Below are 16258 nucleotides of genomic sequence, written 5' to 3'. Positions count from 1 at the left end.
TGACACCAGAAGACGCGGCGCTGACCGCGATCGTCAAACCGATACCGAGCGCCAGGCCGAGCGCGATGACAAGGGCTTGGCGACTGCGCCTGCGCAGCTCCCGGCCCAGATAGGTGAAGAACATCTCTATGGCCCCTGATGTCTTGGTCGAGGACGTGATGACGGCGCGCAGGTGTGTTTTCGCGCCGTTCTCGTACGAGCAAGAAATCTGGGGTGACGGTCTAGGCCGGGGGTGAGCCGTGGATGAAAACGCTCTTAGTCACTGTTCCATGACTGCATTCTTGGATTGTTCTCATCCGCCCACGGTGAATTGGTCGCCGGCCAGCCGGGCGTGCAGGTGGGAGTCATAGCGCCGGCCGTCGTATGCGAGGAAGGACCCGCGCATCGTGCCCTCGAGCCGGAATCCGGCCTTCTCGGCGACGCGGCAGGATCCCGCGTTCTCCACCGCGTGGTCCAGGGAGATGCGGTGCAGGCCGAGCCCGCCGGTGTCGATCGGGGAGAAGGCCCAGCGGCAGAGGACGTCGAGGGCCTGCGGCGCGATGCCCTGGCCGCGGGCCTCTGGGGCGGTCCAGTAGGAGGCGAGCGCCTGTTCGGGGAGGCGGTTGATGTCGCGGATGCCGACCGTGCCGAGCAGCGTGCCGGTGGTCGCGTCGGCGACGGTGAAATGGGCGGCGGCGCCGGAGGCCCAGCCCTGCTCGCGCACCCGCAGCCACATCGTGGCGCGCAGCGCCTCGGGGGCGCGGACGATGGCGGCTCCGGTGTTCCAGCGGATGATGCCGGGGTCGTGCAGCGCGGCCGCGACGGCGGGCTCGTCGGTGGCGTCCATGGGGCGCAGGTAGAGGCGGCCCGCACTGAGGTGGACGGGTTCCAGGAGCTTGCGCGTGGCGGTCACGCCTCTTTCTATCAAAGGGGCGGGGCGCGGGCGAAGGCGGAATCTCATCCGGTACCGCGCGACTCGATCCACCGCACGATCGGCTCGATGTCGACGTCCGCGCTCGTGTCGACGCGGAGCACCGGGCCGACGGAGAACGGTTCGACGCCGGACCAGTCGCGGTCGTAGTCGGCCGGATCAGGCGTGTCGCCGTGGATCGGGTGCCGCAGGCCGTCCCGCGCGCGCCGCACGAAGCGGTCCCTGGCCACCGCGGGCGAGACCTCGCAGAGCACGGTCATCGCGCGGTCGATCCCGGCCCGCTTGAGCCCGGCCTCGACGAAGTGCGCCCGGTCGCGCGGCCACCAGGACTCGAGAATCGCGCCCCCGGCGGCCTCGGCGGCCAGCGCCCACATGGTCTCGGAGGCGGCCGCGCCGTGCGCGTTGCTCCACTCGCGCCGCGCCCGGCCTTCCTGCGGGGCTATCCCGAACACGTCGGAATACGCCTCCTTGATGATGTCCTTGCTGATCAGCGGCAGGCTCATCCGCCGGGAGAGCGACCGGGCCAGGGTGGTCTTCCCGGCGCCGGGCAATCCGTTGACGAAGACCATGGGTCGTCGCGCGTTATTCACGACCCTTATCTATCGGCTCGCCGGGCGCACGGCAAGAGACGTCCGGGGCGGCTGACGGACTGTCAGCCGCCCCGGCAGGGGCCCGGCTCGCCGCTAGCTCAGCCGGGTGCGCGCGTAGTGCGCGATGGCGTCCCGGTAGTACGCGGCGAGACCGACCGCGATCTTGTCGTAGGTGGCGGTGAAGCGCTCGTCGTCCACGTACATCCGGCCGACGCACGTGTACGCCTGCGCGTTCGGCGTCCACCAACGGCAGAGCCCGACGTAGTGCTCGTGCACCGCCTCCTGCACCGCCTCGTCGTCCACCGGCGTGGCCGCGGCCATGAGCTCGGCCATCCTGATCATATTGGCGGTGGTCTCCCGCTGGATGCGCTCCATGTCCTCGGCGGTCATCGCCGCGGCGCGGCGTTGCGATTCCGCGAACTCCTCGGGCCAGCGCCGACGCGCCTCGTCGTCGTACTGCGAGCTGTCGAAGCCCTCGAACAGGTTCTCCGGCCGGTTGATCCGCACGGCTTCTCCTTCGTCGTGTCCTGGTTGCTCGAGTTCCCGGATGGTGCGGGCGACGGTCGCGGCGAGCGTGCCGAGCCGGTCGCGCTCGCCGAGCAGCCGCTTGTGGTGCTCGCGCAGCGCCTGGACGCGGTCGGTCTGCTCGTCGAGGATCCGGCCGATCTCCGGCAGGCCGACGCCGAGCTCGCGCAGCACGCGGATCTGCTGCAGCCGCAGCAGCTCTTCCTGCCCGTAGTACCGGTAGCCGTTCGCGCCGACGAAGGCCGGACTCAGCAGGCCGATGTCGTCGTAGTGGCGCAGCGTGCGCGAGGTGAGCCCGGACATCCTCGCCACCTCGGCGATCGACCAGTCCATCTCCGCGCTCCCTTCCGGACGCCGCCCTCTCGGGACTCGTGAAGCCGCAGGCCGCGGCCTCGTTGACGAAGGTACGAGTTGACGTTACGGCAAGGTCAAGCCCTGCCGACGGATCCTGTGTTAGGGTTCCGGCCATGGCCGCCCGCTTCGCGATGATGATGCGAATGATGCCCCGCTCCCCGGAGGCTCTTCGCTAGCGAAGCCGTGCGCGCGTAACGCGTGACCCCTCCGGACTCCGGAGGGGTTTTTTGTTTTCCCCAGGATTCTCTCCGCCAGAAAGAGACTCTCCATGTCGAATCCGCCCGTGATCTCGCTCACCGACTGTACCGATCCGAACGCCGTGGCCAGGCAGACAGCCCGGCTGGCCGCGCTCTTCGGCAGTACACCGACTCTTCTCCCGCTGTGCGGCGCGGATCCGGAGGGTACGACCGCGCTGACGCTGCTGGACGTACTGCGCTCGACGGAGCTGCTCGGCGGCGCCGGGGAGCCGACCGTGGTGCTGGTGAACATCGCACCGCGCGACGGGCACTGGCCGAACGGGGTGCCGTTCTGCTACTTCCGCGTCCGCGAGCACCTCGTCATCAGCACACTGAACCCGCGCGTGCTCGCGCCGGTGCGACGCTATCTCGGCGTTGACGCGGTCGAGGTGACCGACGTGCGCGAAGTGCTCGAGGCCGCGGCGGCGGGCTGGGCCGAATTCACCCAGGCGCAGGTGGACGAGATCGCGCGCACCCAGTTCCGCAGCCTCTGGTACGTGCCGCTGCTCGCGCGCTGGCTGGTCGACGGCCGCCCGGTGCCGTCGCGCACCGAACTCATCGCCGAGGGGGCCGGGTCCGCACCGCGGGTCGCGGTCGTGGACAACTTCGGCAACTGCAAGCTGGACGTCCCCGCCGATCAGCTGCCCGGTTACGCGGCGGGCGGCAGCATCCCGGTGCTCGACGGCGAATCCGGCGTGCCGCGCGAGGTGGCCTGCTATCCGCGGCTGGTGGACGTGCCGCGCGGCGAGCCCGGGGTCATCACCGGCAGCTCCGGGTACGGCTTCGCCGAGCTGGTGATCCGCGGCGGATCGGCGGCCCGGCTGTTCGGCCTGCGGGAGGGCGACGCGTTGCTCGCCCGTCGGGTGCAGCCGGAGCCGGCGCTCGTAACGTAGACGTCATCGTCTCACCATTCGAGACAATCGAGAAACCGCTATTATCACTCCGGCCCTCCGACCTGAAAGTACCCTCGTGTCCTCACTTCGCCCCCCGCGCTCGCGCGGCCGCATCGCCGCGATCCTCGGCGCAGCCGCTGCCGTCGCCCTGCTCGCCTCCGCCTGCGCGCCGAAGAGCGACAGCTCCACGTCGACCGCGAGCGGCTCGGCCGCCGCGTCCTGCTCGACCAGCTCGCTCGCGCTCTACAAGTCGGGCCAGCTGACCGTGGCGACCGACTCCCCGGCCTACTCGCCGTGGTTCGACAACAACAACCCGTCGGACGGCAAGGGCTTCGAGAGCGCCGTGGCCTACGCCGTGGCCAAGGAGCTCGGCTTCAGCGCCAGCCAGGTCAAGTGGGTGACGGAGTCCTTCGACAACTCCTACGCGCCGGGCTCGAAGAACTTCGACTTCGACGCGAACGAGATCTCGATCACCCCGACGCGCGCGAAGGCCGTGGACTTCTCCACCGGCTACTACGACGTCACCCAGGGCGTGCTGACGCTCTCGAACTCGAAGTACGCGGGAGCGGCCGCGCTGTCCGCGCTCAAGGGCGCGAAGATCGGCGTGCAGGTGTCGACCACCAGCTACCAGGCCGTCATCAACGAGATCAAGCCGTCGGGCTCGGTGTCCGTGTACAACACCACCGACGACGAGGTCAACGCGCTGAAGAACGGTCAGGTGGACGCGATCGTCACCGACATGCCGACCGTCTTCTACCTGGCCAGCGCCGAGCTGACCAACGGCAAGATCGTCGGTCAGTTCAGCTACGACGGCGGCAGTCCCGAGCAGTTCGGCCTGCTCCTGCAGAAGGGCAGCAAGCTGACGAGCTGCGTGGACCAGGCCCTCGCCAAGCTGAAGTCGAACGGCGAGCTGGCCTCGATCACCAAGCAGTGGCTCTCGGACGCGGCTGACGCGCCCGAGCTCACGCAGTGACGGACTCGATGACCGACACGACGATGACCGACGGCGACGGCTACACGCCGAGCGCCATCCGGCTCGACCGGGAGCGCTACCGCACGGGACGCCGGCGGCGGGACGGTCTGATCGCCGCCGGGTGCACCGTCGGCTTCCTCGTGCTGGTCTGCGTGGGCCTGGTGTCCTCGCCGGGCTGGAGCCGGGTGCACGAGTACTTCCTCAACGGCGCCGAGTTCCGGCGCTATTTCGGGAAGATCCTGGACGGCTTCTGGCTCAATGTGCAGATGTTCGCGCTCTGTGAGATCGCCATCCTGGTCCTCGGTCTGGCGCTCGCGCTGGTCCGCACGACGAAGGCGCCGGGTCTGGCTCCGCTGCGGTGGAGCGCGATGCTGTACGTGGACGTGTTCCGCGGCGTGCCGACGCTGCTGCTGGTGTTCCTGGTCGGCTTCGGCCTGCCGGCGCTACAGCTGCAGGGCACGCCGTCCTCGCCGGTGGTGCTCGGCTGCATCGCGCTGGTGCTCTCGTACACCGCGTATGTCGGCGAGGTGTTCCGCGCGGGCCTGAACTCGGTGCATCCTGCGCAGCGCAACGCGGCCAGGGCGCTGGGGCTGAGCGAGCGGCAGACGCTGCGGCACGTGATCCTCCCGCAGGCCGTGCGCAACGTGGTGCCGCCGCTGCTCAACGACTTCATCTCGCTGCAGAAGGACACCGCGCTGGTGGCGGTGCTCGGTCCGCTCGAGGCGCTGCGGGTGGCGCAGATCAACGCGGACTACGACTTCAACTACACCCCGTACCTGGCCGCGGCGTTGCTGTTCATCCTGGTGACGATCCCGCTGACCCGGTACGCGGACTGGCTGCAGGCCAAGTCGGTTCAGCGGCAGTGGGCGGAGGGGGCACGATGACGGCATTGCTCCAGATCAAAGACCTGCGGAAGTCCTACGGCGGTCGCGTGGTGCTGCGCTCGATCGACCTGGACGTGGCCGAGCACCAGGTGGTCTGCCTGATCGGCGGCTCCGGCTCGGGCAAGTCGACGCTGCTGCGCTGCGTGGACATGCTCGACACCGTGGACGACGGCACGATCCACCTCGGCGAGACCGAGCTGACGAATCCCCGGCTGAACACGAACGCGGCACGGCGGCGGATCGGCGTGGTCTTCCAGTCCTACAACCTCTTTCCGCACCTGAGCGTGCTGGACAACGTGACGCTGGCCCCGCGCAAGGCGCACAGGGTGCCGCGGCGCGAGGCCCAGCAGTACGCGCTGGAACTGCTGACCCGGCTCGGTTTGGCGGAGAAGGCGCAGGACTACCCGGACCGGCTCTCCGGCGGCCAGCAGCAGCGCGTGGCGATCGCGCGGGCGCTGGCGACGAATCCGGAACTGCTGCTGCTCGACGAGATCACCGCGGCGCTGGACCCGGAGCTCGTCGGCGAGGTGCTGGACGTGGTCAGCGACCTGAAGCAGCGCGGCATGACGATCCTGATGGCCACGCACGAGATGGGCTTCGCACGGCACGCGGCGGACCAGGTGTGCTTCCTGGAGGACGGGGTGATCCGCGAGCGGGGCAGCGCCCAGCAGGTGCTCGGCGACCCGCGGCACGCCTCCACCCAGCGCTTCCTGTCCCGGGTGCTCGAACACCGCTGAGGTTCCAGCCGCCCGACTAGCGCAGCGGCACGACCTGGCGCAGCCGCGCGTCCTGCGGGATCACCCCGAAGCGGCGCACGAACGTGTCCCTGGCCTGGTTGAACTCGACGTTGCCGAGCACCTTCGGCAGCCACCAGCTGCGCCCCGGCCAGCGGTCGAAGGCGATCGGCAGGTCCTCGCCGTGCTGGTCGAGCAGGTCGTCCACGCGCGCGGAGCAGACGAACCACTCGCCGCCGGATTTCCAGGCGCGGGCCAGGATGCGCACGCTCTGCCGCGGCGCCTCGATCGTCATGAATTCGAGCGACTCGAACTGGTGCACGTGGTCGGCCGGGCCCTGATGCCACAGCAGGTCGAACTGGTCGAGCACGAATCCGGCGAGCGGCGTGTCCAGCTCGGTGCTGTAGTGCGTGGCGCCGGAGCTGCGCGTGCCCATCGGCATGAAGCCCGCTATCACGGTGTCATCGACCTGATAGACGCTGAAGCTCGGCTGAGCGTTGTACAGCCTGACCTGCACGCGGTCGCTCGGCAGGCCGTGTCGCGCGGCCTGGTCGCGCAGCTCCGTGAGCCATCTGAGGTTCTGTTCGATGCGCGATTCGACATGCGGCTCGGCGATCTCCTCGGTGCGGTTCCTGGAGAACGCAGTCCCCGGATACATCAGCAGGGCCTTGAGGTGGGCGCCGTGGTCGAGCGCGTCGAGCGTGGCCTGCAGGACCGGCCCGCCGACCTGGTCGGGCCCGGCGGCGTCCTCGACCAGCAGCGAGGAGCAGGTGTCGAAGATCCGCACCTCCCGGCCGGCCACGCCGATCAGGCTGGTCAGGTGCACGGCGGGCAGGCCCTGGAAGGCGCGAAGCCGCCCCTCCGCCTGCTCGGCGCGGTCGTCCTTGACCACGCGGTAGAACCGGCGGTCGGCGCGGCGCACCGAGCGGGGGTAGCGGTCCTGGAGCGCGTCGAGCAGCCAGTTGTACACGTTCGTGCCGAAGGTGACCGGCACGGCGCGGTACACGGTGCTCGAGTCGTCGCCGAGCAGGAAGCGCGGCTCGTTCTGGTACTCGTAGACCCGGTCGATGCGGCTGGAGACCAGGTAGAGGACGCTCTCGTGCTCGATGTGCCGCATCAGCATCGGCACGTCGCCGGGCTGCTCGGCGAAGCGCACCTTGATCAGCTCGTCGAGGCCGCGCGCCGACTCCCAGAGCGTGTTGAAGCCGGTCAGCAGGTGCCGGCCGAGCTCGGTCTCCGCGCGCACCTCGACCTGCGGGGCGTCGTCCACGAGCAGGCTGTGCGGCACGATCGTGTACAGCAGCGAGGAGTCGGCGCCGTAGAGGATGAACGGGACCGGCGAGGAGTAGACCCGCAGCTCGACCCGAGAGCCGAGCTCGCCGAGCTCCCGCTGGATCCGCTGCAGCTGGGTGATCGTGCGGTTGATCATCCGGTCGAGGTCGAAGTCCGGGTGCCGGTCGCGCAGCTGGGCGTCGCGGGCCCGGGAGGCGTCGGACGAGGGGTTCATCAGCAGCACCTTGACGAAGGCGCCGTTCTCCGTCGCGCTCCGGACCGCCTCGAGCAGCCGGTTGTCCTCCTCGGCGTCCTCGCGGATCATCCTGCTCGCGGTGTCCAGGATCCGGACCACGTCGGTGGACGCGGCCACCCGCGCCGTGAACCGGGTGGAGCTCATGAACGGATGGGCCCTGATGCCGATCGCCGCGCTGCGGATGATCGGATCGACCAGGAACAGGATGGTGAGGCCGCCGAGCATGTCGCACGCGGCGTTGAGCAGGAAGTTCGGCACGTAGCCGTTCCCGAAGCCGGCCAGCGCGGCGAGCCCGGCGAGGACGGCGACCAGGCCGCCGAGCACGATGAACGCCAGCAGCTTCGGCCGCTTGCCCCACCATGTGATCACTGATCCACCTCCCCTCGCCGTCATTGCAGCATGCGTACGCATACTGCGACAAGGCCTGATGGCGGATCAGCCGCGTCCACGAACGCCGTAATGCCCGCATCCGCGAAGCTTTCCCGGGTAGGCACGTGACCATGAATCAGCAACCCGGCCCGCGGGCGGTGAGTCCCGGACTCCGCCGGGTGGCGGACTACGCGTGGCGGCTGCTGATCCTGGGCGCGGCGGTGTACGTGCTCTTCCGCGTGCTGGTGCGCTTCGAGCTGGTGTTCATCGCCCTGTTCATCGCGCTGATCCTGACCTCGCTGCTGTGGCCGCCGGTGCGGGTGCTGTCCAACTCGATGCCGCGGCCGCTCGCGCTGCTGGTCACCGGGCTCGGCAGCCTGGCGCTGCTCGGCGGTCTCGGCTGGCTGGTGGCCGACTCGGTGTCGAACGAGTCGAGCAGCCTGGCCAGCGAGTTCCGCGGCGGCGTGGACCGGATCCGAAGCTGGCTGCAGGGCGCGCCGTTCCACGTCAATCCGAGCACGCTGACCAACCTGCAGAGCAAGCTGACGACCTGGCTCTCGGACCATCGCTCGACCCTGATCAACCAGGCGCTGAGCGAGGCCAGCCGGATCGTGGACATCGTGACCGTGCTGGCGCTCTCGGTGTTCTGCGCGCTGTTCTTCACCAGCTCCGGCGACCGGATGTGGTCGTGGTTCCAGCAGCAGCTGCCGCTGAGCTCGCGGGAGACGTGGTCGCGCTGCGGACGCACGGCCTGGCATACCTTCGCCGGGTACACGCGCGGGATCGTGCTGGTCGCGGGCGCCAACGCGGTGATGGTCGGCGTCGCGCTCAAGGTGCTGCGCGTGCCGCTCGTGCTGCCGCTCACGCTGCTGGAGTTCGTCGCGAGTTTCATCCCGCTGATCGGCTCGCCGATCGCGCTGGCCGTGGCGACGGTCGTCGCACTGGCCAGCCGGGGCGTGACCACAGCCGTGATCGTGCTGGTGCTGATCGTGGTGATCGGGCAGATCGAGGGCCACCTGCTGCAGCCGTTCGTGATGGGTTGGGCCGTACGGCTGCACCCGGTGGTCGTGGCGGTGTGCGTCATCGCCGGGACCTCGCTCGCGGGCCTGGCCGGGGCGGTGGTCGCGGTGCCGCTGGCCTCGATCGGCTGGGCGGTGTGGCGGGCGCTGCGCGAAATGCGTGAGCCGGGCTTTGAGAGTAGCCCGCACGGGTGAACCGCCCTCGCGCCCACCGCGTGGCGAAGGTCCAATGGTGAGGACGAAAGGAGCTATTTCATGGGTGTCCGCGTAGCAGTGATCTATTACAGCGCGACCGGCAACGTCCACGCCCTCGCGTCGGCGATGGCGGAGGGCGCGGCCAAGCGCGATGCGGAGGTGCGCCTGCGCCGCGTGCACGAGCTCGCGCCCGACACGGCGATCGACTCCAACCCGGCCTGGCGCGCGCACGTGGACGCGACCAAGGAGTCCGTGCCCGAGGCGACGCTCGACGACCTGGAGTGGGCCAACGCGTACGCCTTCGGCACGCCGACCCGCTTCGGCAACGTGACCTCGCAGCTCAAGCAGTTCCTCGACCTGGCCGGCGGACTGTGGCAGGCCGGCAAGCTGCAGGACAAGCCGGTGACGAGCTTCACCTCGTCGGCGAACAAGCACGGCGGCCAGGAGTCGACGATCCTGTCGCTCAACAACGTCTTCTACCACTGGGGCTGCCTGATCGTCCCGCTCGGCTACACCGACCCGCTGCTCTACGCCTCGGGCGGCAACCCCTACGGCGTCAGCTGGCCCTCGGGCGGCGGCGAGGGCCCCGACGAGGCTACCCTCGAGGCAGCGCGCTACCAGGGCCGTCGCCTCGTCGACATCGCAGCCAGGTTCAACGGCGCGTAGCAGGGTCGCGCCCCGGCGCGGCCGAACGGCTATCCCGAGGAGGTCGAGGACATGGCGGACACGAACGCGAACATCCACCGCCGCATCAACGAACTGATCGACGAGGAGCACCGCCTGCGCGGCGACGAGGCACTCGACGTGCCCGACGCCGACCGCCGTCGCCGCCTCGCCGAGCTCGAGATGCAGCTCGACCAGGCCTGGGACCTGCTGCGCCAGCGCCAGGCCCGCCGCGAGTGGGACCAGGATCCCGAGCGTGCCAGGGAACGGCCGACCCGCGTGGTGGAGAACTACGAGAGCTGAGTCCCGTTCTCTCGTCCGGCGGCCCGGCGGCTCTCAGGAGTCCGCCGGGCGCCGCGTGACGCGGCGTTGGATCTCCGACCAGAGCGCCGGATCCGCGACGGCGACCTCGATCACGACGTAGCAGGCGCGCTCGCAGAGGGTGACGACTTCCTCCTGCGGCATCTGGGGGTCGTCGAGCCAGGTGAGCAGCACCTCCTCGACGAACGCGAGCCAGCCGGCGATGCTCGCGCGCACCGGCTGGGTCGCCGGAACACCGGCGGAGCCGAGGCCGTCGATCAGCCATTCACCGAAGACCGCGCGCAGCGAGCTGTGCAGGTTGCGCAGTTCGCGATTGGCGCTGGCGAAGCGGACGACGGCGAGATAGCGGCTCGGGTTCCGGTGCACGTAATCGGTGAACCGTTCCAGCGCCATGTGCAGCTGTTCCATCGGGCTGAGCGCGGGATCCGGCGCGACCTGCTTGAGCAGCTCGCGCGCGGCGGCCTGGAGCACGGCGTGCCGGAAGCGGCGCTGCGAGCCGAAGTAGTGGAACAGCAGCCCCGGCGAGACCCCCACGTGCTTGGCCACGGCCTCCACCGAGATCTCGTCGATCGTCTCGGTGTCCAGCAGCTCGCGCGCCGTGTCGAGGATCTGCCGGCGGCGCTCGCTCGGGGCCAGGCGGCGCGAGGCCGCACGGGCGGTGACGTGGGCGGTCGCGCTGGCGGACGTCGGGGCGGCCGGGGCCGGGGTGTCGGGCACGAGTCGATTCTATTGACTTCTCCGGGCGGCGGGCTACTGTTGAGTAATAATCAATAGCAGCCGCCGCACCAGCCCTCAAAGGGGAGGATCACGTGCACGCCGAGCCCGACCGACTCGTCCTGCAACCGCGGGACGTGCAGTTCGACTGGTCCGGACTGCCGCTGCGCTGGATCCCGGGCGAACCGGTGGCCAGCCACGTCATCAACGTTCTGCATCTGCTGCTGCCGGAGGGTGAGCGCTGGTTCGTGCAGACGTTCCGGCAGGCGCTGCCGCTGATCCGGGACGAGGAGCTGCGCGAGGACGTGCTCGGCTTCATCGGCCAGGAGGCCATCCACGCCGAGGCGCATCAGGGCGTGCTCGACTACTTCACCGCGCAGGGCCTCGATCCCGGGCCGTACGTGCGGCACATGGAGTGGCTCTTCCGGCGGATCCTCGGCGATCGCCCTGGCTTGTCCCCCACCGTGGCACGCCGGCATCTGGTCGAGCGCATCGCCATCGTCGCGGCCATCGAGCACTTCACCGCGTTCCTCGGTGACTGGATCCTCAACGCGCCGGACCTCGACCGGGCCGGAGCGCACCCGGTGATGCTCGACCTGCTGCGTTGGCACGGTGCGGAGGAGGTCGAGCATCGAAGCGTCGCCTATGACCTGCTGCAGCACCTCGATCCGGGCTACCCGCGCCGGGTGCGCGCCATGGCGGTGGCCGGCCCGGTCCTCGTCTACCTGTGGGCGCGCGGCGCGAGGTACCTGGTCTCCCGCGATCCGGAGCTCGGGCCCGGGGCCAGGGCGAGTTGGCGGATGGTCGCGGCCGACGGTCGGCGCGGGCTGCTGCCTTCGCCCGTCCGCGCGCTGCGCTCCGGGCTGCGCTACCTGCGCCGTGACTACCATCCGACGCAGGAGGGCTCGACCCGGCAGGCCGTCGCGTACCTCGGCTCCTCGCCCGCCGCTCGCGCCGCGGCGCACTGAGAGGACTTCGATGCCCAGACCAGCTCCGACGTCTCCGCCGCCGGATCTCTACGGCCGCGGCCCGGACCGATTCCTGCGCGGCTTCACCGCCTTCAACAACTTGTATCTCAACGTGCTCGGTCGCGTTCCGTGGTCCGGTGAGGCCAGGCGCACCGGATTCACCAACACTGCGTGGCGGAAGATGCGCGTCGTCGAACGCGAAGACGCTGCGGACGACGCCGTCACTTTCCACTTCGCCGCGCCGGACGGTCGCGTGCTCGAACACTGGTGGCCCGGCGCGCACCTGCGGATCGAGCTGCCTTCGGGCCTCGTCCGCCACTACTCGCTCTGCGGCGATCCCGCGCGGCGCGATACGTACACGATCACCGTGCGTCGGATCCCCGGCGGCGCGGGCTCGGTCGAGCTGCACGACGCGGTTCGGCAGGGATCGATGATCCGGGTGATGAAGCCGCGCAACGCTTTCCCGTTCGCGGCCGAGCGCACGGTGCTGTTCCTGGCCGGAGGAATCGGCATCACCCCGATCCTGCCGATGGTGCGCGAGGCGGCCGCCCGACGGCTCGACTGGCGTTTGGTCTACGCGGGCCGAAGTCGCGCCGCCATGCCGTTCCTCGACGTGCTCAAGGATCTTGGCGGCGATCGCGTCCAGATCCTCGCCGACGACGAGACCGGGCGCGTCCCCGACGGCTCTGAGCTGGTCGGTGCGGGCGCGCGTGGTTCGGCCGTGTACTGCTGCGGTCCGGCGCCGATGCTCGCCGCGGCGCGTACCGCGGCCCAGGCCGTCGGGCCCGATGCGGTCAGTGCGTTCCACTTCGAACGCTTCACCCCGCCGCCGATCGTCGACGGCCGTGCCTTCGAGCTCGAACTCGCGCGCAGCGGCGTCGTGCTGCCCGTGCCCGCCGACCGTTCCGCGCTCGATGTCCTGCGCGAGCACGATCCGGCGGGCACACCGTACTCGTGCCGACAGGGTTTCTGCGGGGTCTGCAAGCAGAGCGTGACCACTGGACGCGTGGAGCACCGCGACCTGCGGCTGACCGACGACGAGCGGGCCGCGGGCGAGATGCTGGTATGCGTGTCCCGAGCGCCGGAAGGCGAGAGACTGGTGATCGACCGATGAGCAGCATCGCTCCTGTTCAGGCCGCTCCGGCGCGCGGGACGTTCCCCTACACGGACGCCGACCTCGAACGATTCCGCGAACTCCAGCAGCTGGCATACGAGTGCGCCGGACGCGTGGCCGACTGGCTCGAACCGGGCGTCACCGAACGGCAGGCGGCCACCCGGCTGCGCCGCGAGCTGGTGCGCTCGGGCGTCTCAGACTTCTTCCACGTGCCGTTCGCATGGTTCGGCGACCGCACCGCCTTCCGGAACTTCCGCACGCCGCTGCAGTTCTTCCCCACGAATCGACCTTTGGCCGAGGGGATGCCCTACGTCCTCGACTGCGCGCCGGTCCGCGACGGATACACCGCGGACATCGGGTTCGCGGGAAAGCTGGGCGAGAATCCGTTGTGGGACCGAATCTCCCAGGACCTGCGCGAATACCGCGAGCTGATTCTGCGTGAGGTGCGAGAGCGACGTGCGCTGTCGGAGATCTACGCGTCCGTCGACACGCTGATCGCCCGGCACGGCTTCGACAACCGGCATCGCGTCTATCCGGGCCGGGTGATCGGTCATCAGGTCACGAAGGTGACCTCGCGAGGACCGGCCGGGGTGACAGTGTTCGGATTCGGTGTCCGGACGCTGCAGACCCTCGGCCGTGAGCTGATCGGCGAGCGCAGGCACGGCCGCTCCCCGCTGTGGGCCGACGGACGAGCCTCCCGGCATGCGCCGACCCCGGGGCTGTGGGCCGTCGAGCCGCACGTGGCCCTGCGCGATGTCGGCTTGAAGTTCGAGGAACTGCTGGTCGTGACCGAAGACGACGCGTTCTGGCTCGACGACAACCTCCCGCACGTCCGTCGCTGGACGCACTCCTCCGAGAACGAGGTGCCCGCCGATGAGCACTGAGCCCGAGCGGTCGCTCGTCCCGCGGCCCGAATACGCGGTCCGTCGGCGCACCGTCACGTCCGGAGGCGTCGACCTCGCCGTCTTCGAACTCGGTGATCCGACCGCGCCGCCGGTACTGCTCGTGCACGGCTACCCGGACACCCACCGCGTCTGGGACGCGGTCGCCGAGGATCTGGCCGCGGACCACCACGTGATCCGCTACGACGTACGCGGCGCCGGCGCCTCCGGACACCCGAACCGGCTTCGCGGCTACCGAATGGACCAGCTCGCCGACGACCTGTTCGCGGTGGCCGACGCAGTGCGCCCGGACCAGGCCGTGCACCTGGCCGCGCACGACTGGGGATCGATCCAGGCGTGGCAGGCCGCCACCGACGCCCGGGCCACCGGCCGGATCGCCTCGTTCACCACCATGTCAGGCCCCTGTCTTGACCATGTGGGCCACTGGTTCCGGCGCCGATTCACCCACCCCACGCCGCGGAACGTGGCGCAGCTGATCGGCCAGCAACTCAAGTCCTGGTACATCGGTGTCTTCCACGTCCCGTTGCTCGCGCCCGCCGCGTGGCGGCTCGTGCTGTCCGACCGGTGGGGCGAGATCCTGCGCCGGACCGAGGACGTACAGCCCCGACCCGGCCACCCCGCGACGACGCTGCGCACCGACGCCGTGCGCGGCATCGGCCTCTACCGCGCCAACATGCTGCCCCGCCTGATCCACCCGACCGAACGTTTCGCCCGCATCCCGGTGCAGCTGATCACGCTCACCCGAGACCGCTTCGTCAGCCCCGCGCTCGCCGGTGCCGACCTGGACCGCTGGGTACCCGACCTGCGCCGCCGCGAGATCACCGCCGGCCACTGGTCCGCACTGTCCGAGAAGGGACCCACCGTGGCCCGGATGATCCGCAGCTTCTCCGCACACGTCGACGGCACCGACGCAGACCTCGAAGACGCCGGAGACACTGGAACCGCCGAAGCCGCCGGAGCCACCGGAGCCGCCGACACGTCGAAGGATTCCGCCCGCGAATCCAAGCCCTTCACCGGAAGGCTCGCCGTCGTCACGGGAGCGGGCAGCGGCATCGGCCGCGCGACCGCACTGGCCTTCGCCGAACGCGGCGCACGCGTCGTGGTCTGCGACATCGACCTCGAAGCCGCGCAGCGTACGGCCGAACTCGCCGGGCTACTCGGCCCGGCCGCACACGCCTACCGCGTCGACGTCACCGACGGCGCCGCCGTGGACGCCTTCGCGGCGGAGGTCGCGCAGGCGCACGGCGTGCCGCACATCGTGGTCAACAACGCCGGCGTCGGCCACCACGGCACCTTCCTGGCGACCACGGACAAGGACTGGCAGCGCGTGCTCGACGTCAACCTGTGGGGCGTGATCCACGGATGCCGCGCCTTCGGCACCCTGATGTCCGAACAGGGCCAAGGCGGCAGCATCGTCAACCTCGCCTCGGCCGCGGCGTATCTGCCCTCGAAGGTGCTCGCCGCGTACGCCACCAGCAAGGCCGCCGTCGCCATGCTCTCCGACTGCCTACGCGCCGAACTCGCCCCGCACGGCATCGGCGTAAGCGTGATCTGCCCCGGCATCGTCAACACCAACATCACCCGCACCACCACGTTCTCGGGCACCTCTCCGGACGAACAGGAAGCCCGCCGCCGCCACGCCGCGAGCCTCTACGCCCGCCGCAACTACCCGCCGGAAAAGGTCGCCGATCACATCGTCGACGCCGTCCTGCGCAACCGCCCCATGGTCCCCGTCACCGCCGAAGCCAAGATCGCCCGCGCCCTCGGCCGCCTGGCCCCCGGCCTCCTCCGCGCCGCCGCCAAGCTCAACCTCGGCTGAAAGCCGCAGCTCGTCCACGGAACCCAGGCGCGGAAGTCGCCGTAGGCTCGCGGCGCAGCGACCGAGGTACGAGGGAGCGTAGCCGTGAGCCGTAGGCCCTGTAGCGCGCAGCGCGTTATCCGAGGGAGCGCAGCGACCCACATCCTCACTGGCGGGTGGGGATAGCCAGCGCAGCGACCCCACGGCCCGAACGAGGCCCGATGCGAAGCGGAGCGAAGCATTGGGCCGTAGGCAGGGCCGAACGCAAACGCAAGCCGCCGACGCTACGTCAGCCACCATCGACGCCGCGCATCGCCGCAGGCGTCGCGGAGCGAGCTCTGCGAGCGTGCGACGCCGTAGGCCCCTAGCCCGCAGGGCGTTACCCCCGAGGGAGCGCAGCGGACGTAGGGCGCGCGCAGCGCCGAGGGTGGCGGGCGGGCTAAGTATTCGGCCCGAACGTAGGCCCGATGCGAAGCGAGGAACGAGCGAAGCACCGGGCCGTAGGCAGGGCCGAACACCGACCGCAAGGCGCCGAGCAGACCCGGACCCAGCACCCTTCTACCGGCCT

General features: G+C 70.1%; 16 protein-coding genes. 11 read left to right on the top strand and 5 right to left on the bottom strand.

Translation table 11 applies throughout. The features are described 5' to 3' along the window. Positions 1 to 292 precede the first annotated feature (292 nt). The 3 genes from VG296_RS30770 to VG296_RS30760 all read right to left on the bottom strand — a co-directional run bounded on the left by VG296_RS30770 (position 293) and on the right by VG296_RS30760 (position 2358). The gene (locus tag VG296_RS30770) at positions 293 to 892 is read right to left on the bottom strand and encodes a GNAT family protein (RefSeq protein ID WP_325572016.1); all 600 of its coding nucleotides are present in this window, start codon (positions 890 to 892) and stop codon (positions 293 to 295) included. A 44-nt stretch (positions 893 to 936) separates the two neighbouring features. Further along, positions 937 to 1500 carry an AAA family ATPase gene (locus VG296_RS30765; protein WP_325572015.1) on the bottom strand — a complete coding sequence of 188 codons (564 nt, stop codon included), beginning with the start codon at positions 1498 to 1500 and terminating at the stop codon, positions 937 to 939. A 93-nt stretch (positions 1501 to 1593) separates the two neighbouring features. Further along, the gene (locus VG296_RS30760; protein WP_325572014.1) at positions 1594 to 2358 is read right to left on the bottom strand and encodes a MerR family transcriptional regulator; all 765 of its coding nucleotides are present in this window, start codon (positions 2356 to 2358) and stop codon (positions 1594 to 1596) included. A gap of 289 nt (positions 2359 to 2647) precedes the next feature. On the opposite strand from VG296_RS30760, the gene VG296_RS30755 reads away from it, so the two are divergent. The 4 genes from VG296_RS30755 to VG296_RS30740 all read left to right on the top strand — a co-directional run bounded on the left by VG296_RS30755 (position 2648) and on the right by VG296_RS30740 (position 6102). Then, positions 2648 to 3508: an SAM hydroxide adenosyltransferase gene (locus VG296_RS30755; protein ID WP_325572013.1), complete on the top strand. Its 861-nt coding sequence runs from the start codon at positions 2648 to 2650 to the stop codon at positions 3506 to 3508. A 76-nt stretch (positions 3509 to 3584) separates the two neighbouring features. Further along, complete coding sequence (locus tag VG296_RS30750) at positions 3585 to 4481, top strand: ABC transporter substrate-binding protein (protein WP_325572012.1); 897 nt, start codon at positions 3585 to 3587, stop codon at positions 4479 to 4481. Positions 4482 to 4489: 8 nt separating this feature from the next. Next, positions 4490 to 5365: an amino acid ABC transporter permease gene (locus VG296_RS30745; protein ID WP_325572011.1), complete on the top strand. Its 876-nt coding sequence runs from the start codon at positions 4490 to 4492 to the stop codon at positions 5363 to 5365. Beyond that, on the top strand, positions 5362 to 6102 hold the full coding sequence (locus tag VG296_RS30740; protein ID WP_325572010.1) for an amino acid ABC transporter ATP-binding protein: 741 nt from the start codon (positions 5362 to 5364) through the stop codon (positions 6100 to 6102). The genes VG296_RS30745 and VG296_RS30740 overlap by 4 nt, the downstream gene beginning before the upstream one ends. A gap of 16 nt (positions 6103 to 6118) precedes the next feature. On the opposite strand, the gene VG296_RS30735 is transcribed toward VG296_RS30740, so the two are convergent. Next, positions 6119 to 7996, bottom strand: a complete 1878-nt coding sequence (locus tag VG296_RS30735) for a hypothetical protein (protein WP_325572009.1) — start codon at positions 7994 to 7996, stop codon at positions 6119 to 6121. Between the two features lie 131 nt (positions 7997 to 8127). Between VG296_RS30735 and VG296_RS30730 the strand changes: the two genes are divergently transcribed. Genes VG296_RS30730 through VG296_RS30720 form a run of 3 tightly spaced genes read left to right on the top strand, consistent with a single transcriptional unit; the run spans position 8128 to position 10176 of the window. After that, positions 8128 to 9210, top strand: a complete 1083-nt coding sequence (locus tag VG296_RS30730) for an AI-2E family transporter (protein WP_325572008.1) — start codon at positions 8128 to 8130, stop codon at positions 9208 to 9210. A gap of 60 nt (positions 9211 to 9270) precedes the next feature. After that, the gene (gene wrbA / locus VG296_RS30725; protein ID WP_325572007.1) at positions 9271 to 9876 is read left to right on the top strand and encodes an NAD(P)H:quinone oxidoreductase; all 606 of its coding nucleotides are present in this window, start codon (positions 9271 to 9273) and stop codon (positions 9874 to 9876) included. Positions 9877 to 9927: 51 nt separating this feature from the next. Then, positions 9928 to 10176 carry a DUF2630 family protein gene (locus tag VG296_RS30720; protein WP_325572006.1) on the top strand — a complete coding sequence of 83 codons (249 nt, stop codon included), beginning with the start codon at positions 9928 to 9930 and terminating at the stop codon, positions 10174 to 10176. A 33-nt stretch (positions 10177 to 10209) separates the two neighbouring features. Here the strand turns inward: VG296_RS30720 and VG296_RS30715 are convergent, their stop codons facing one another. Beyond that, positions 10210 to 10911, bottom strand: coding sequence for a TetR/AcrR family transcriptional regulator (locus VG296_RS30715; protein ID WP_325572005.1), 702 nt, complete (start codon positions 10909 to 10911; stop codon positions 10210 to 10212). A 92-nt stretch (positions 10912 to 11003) separates the two neighbouring features. Between VG296_RS30715 and VG296_RS30710 the strand changes: the two genes are divergently transcribed. Genes VG296_RS30710 through VG296_RS30695 form a run of 4 tightly spaced genes read left to right on the top strand, consistent with a single transcriptional unit; the run spans position 11004 to position 15711 of the window. After that, a complete protein-coding gene (locus VG296_RS30710) occupies positions 11004 to 11876 on the top strand; it encodes a metal-dependent hydrolase (protein WP_325572004.1) in 873 nt (290 codons plus the stop codon). Positions 11877 to 11886: 10 nt separating this feature from the next. Next, positions 11887 to 12990, top strand: a complete 1104-nt coding sequence (locus tag VG296_RS30705; protein WP_325572003.1) for a PDR/VanB family oxidoreductase — start codon at positions 11887 to 11889, stop codon at positions 12988 to 12990. Then, complete coding sequence (locus tag VG296_RS30700; protein WP_325572002.1) at positions 12987 to 13874, top strand: M24 family metallopeptidase; 888 nt, start codon at positions 12987 to 12989, stop codon at positions 13872 to 13874. Before VG296_RS30705 ends, VG296_RS30700 begins: the two co-directional genes overlap by 4 nt. Then, positions 13864 to 15711 carry an SDR family oxidoreductase gene (locus tag VG296_RS30695; RefSeq protein WP_325572001.1) on the top strand — a complete coding sequence of 616 codons (1848 nt, stop codon included), beginning with the start codon at positions 13864 to 13866 and terminating at the stop codon, positions 15709 to 15711. Before VG296_RS30700 ends, VG296_RS30695 begins: the two co-directional genes overlap by 11 nt. Positions 15712 to 16258 lie beyond the last annotated feature (547 nt).

It is taken from the genome of Actinospica sp. (assembly GCF_035552695.1).
Classification (GTDB): domain Bacteria; phylum Actinomycetota; class Actinomycetes; order Streptomycetales; family Catenulisporaceae; genus Actinospica.
This window is presented reverse-complemented; position numbering and strand designations above follow the sequence as displayed.

Excerpts from the sequence above, each read along its gene's own strand:
- VG296_RS30760 (WP_325572014.1), bottom strand. The coding sequence starts at position 2,358 with ATGGACTGGTCGATCGCCGAGGTGGCGAGGATGTCCGGGCTCACCTCG.
- VG296_RS30755 (WP_325572013.1), top strand. The coding sequence starts at position 2,648 with ATGTCGAATCCGCCCGTGATCTCGCTCACCGACTGTACCGATCCGAAC.
- VG296_RS30745 (WP_325572011.1), top strand. The coding sequence starts at position 4,490 with ATGACCGACACGACGATGACCGACGGCGACGGCTACACGCCGAGCGCC.
- VG296_RS30740 (WP_325572010.1), top strand. The coding sequence starts at position 5,362 with ATGACGGCATTGCTCCAGATCAAAGACCTGCGGAAGTCCTACGGCGGT.
- VG296_RS30730 (WP_325572008.1), top strand. The coding sequence starts at position 8,128 with ATGAATCAGCAACCCGGCCCGCGGGCGGTGAGTCCCGGACTCCGCCGG.
- wrbA (WP_325572007.1), top strand. The coding sequence starts at position 9,271 with ATGGGTGTCCGCGTAGCAGTGATCTATTACAGCGCGACCGGCAACGTC.
- VG296_RS30720 (WP_325572006.1), top strand. The coding sequence starts at position 9,928 with ATGGCGGACACGAACGCGAACATCCACCGCCGCATCAACGAACTGATC.
- VG296_RS30705 (WP_325572003.1), top strand. The coding sequence starts at position 11,887 with ATGCCCAGACCAGCTCCGACGTCTCCGCCGCCGGATCTCTACGGCCGC.
- VG296_RS30700 (WP_325572002.1), top strand. The coding sequence starts at position 12,987 with ATGAGCAGCATCGCTCCTGTTCAGGCCGCTCCGGCGCGCGGGACGTTC.
- VG296_RS30695 (WP_325572001.1), top strand. The coding sequence starts at position 13,864 with ATGAGCACTGAGCCCGAGCGGTCGCTCGTCCCGCGGCCCGAATACGCG.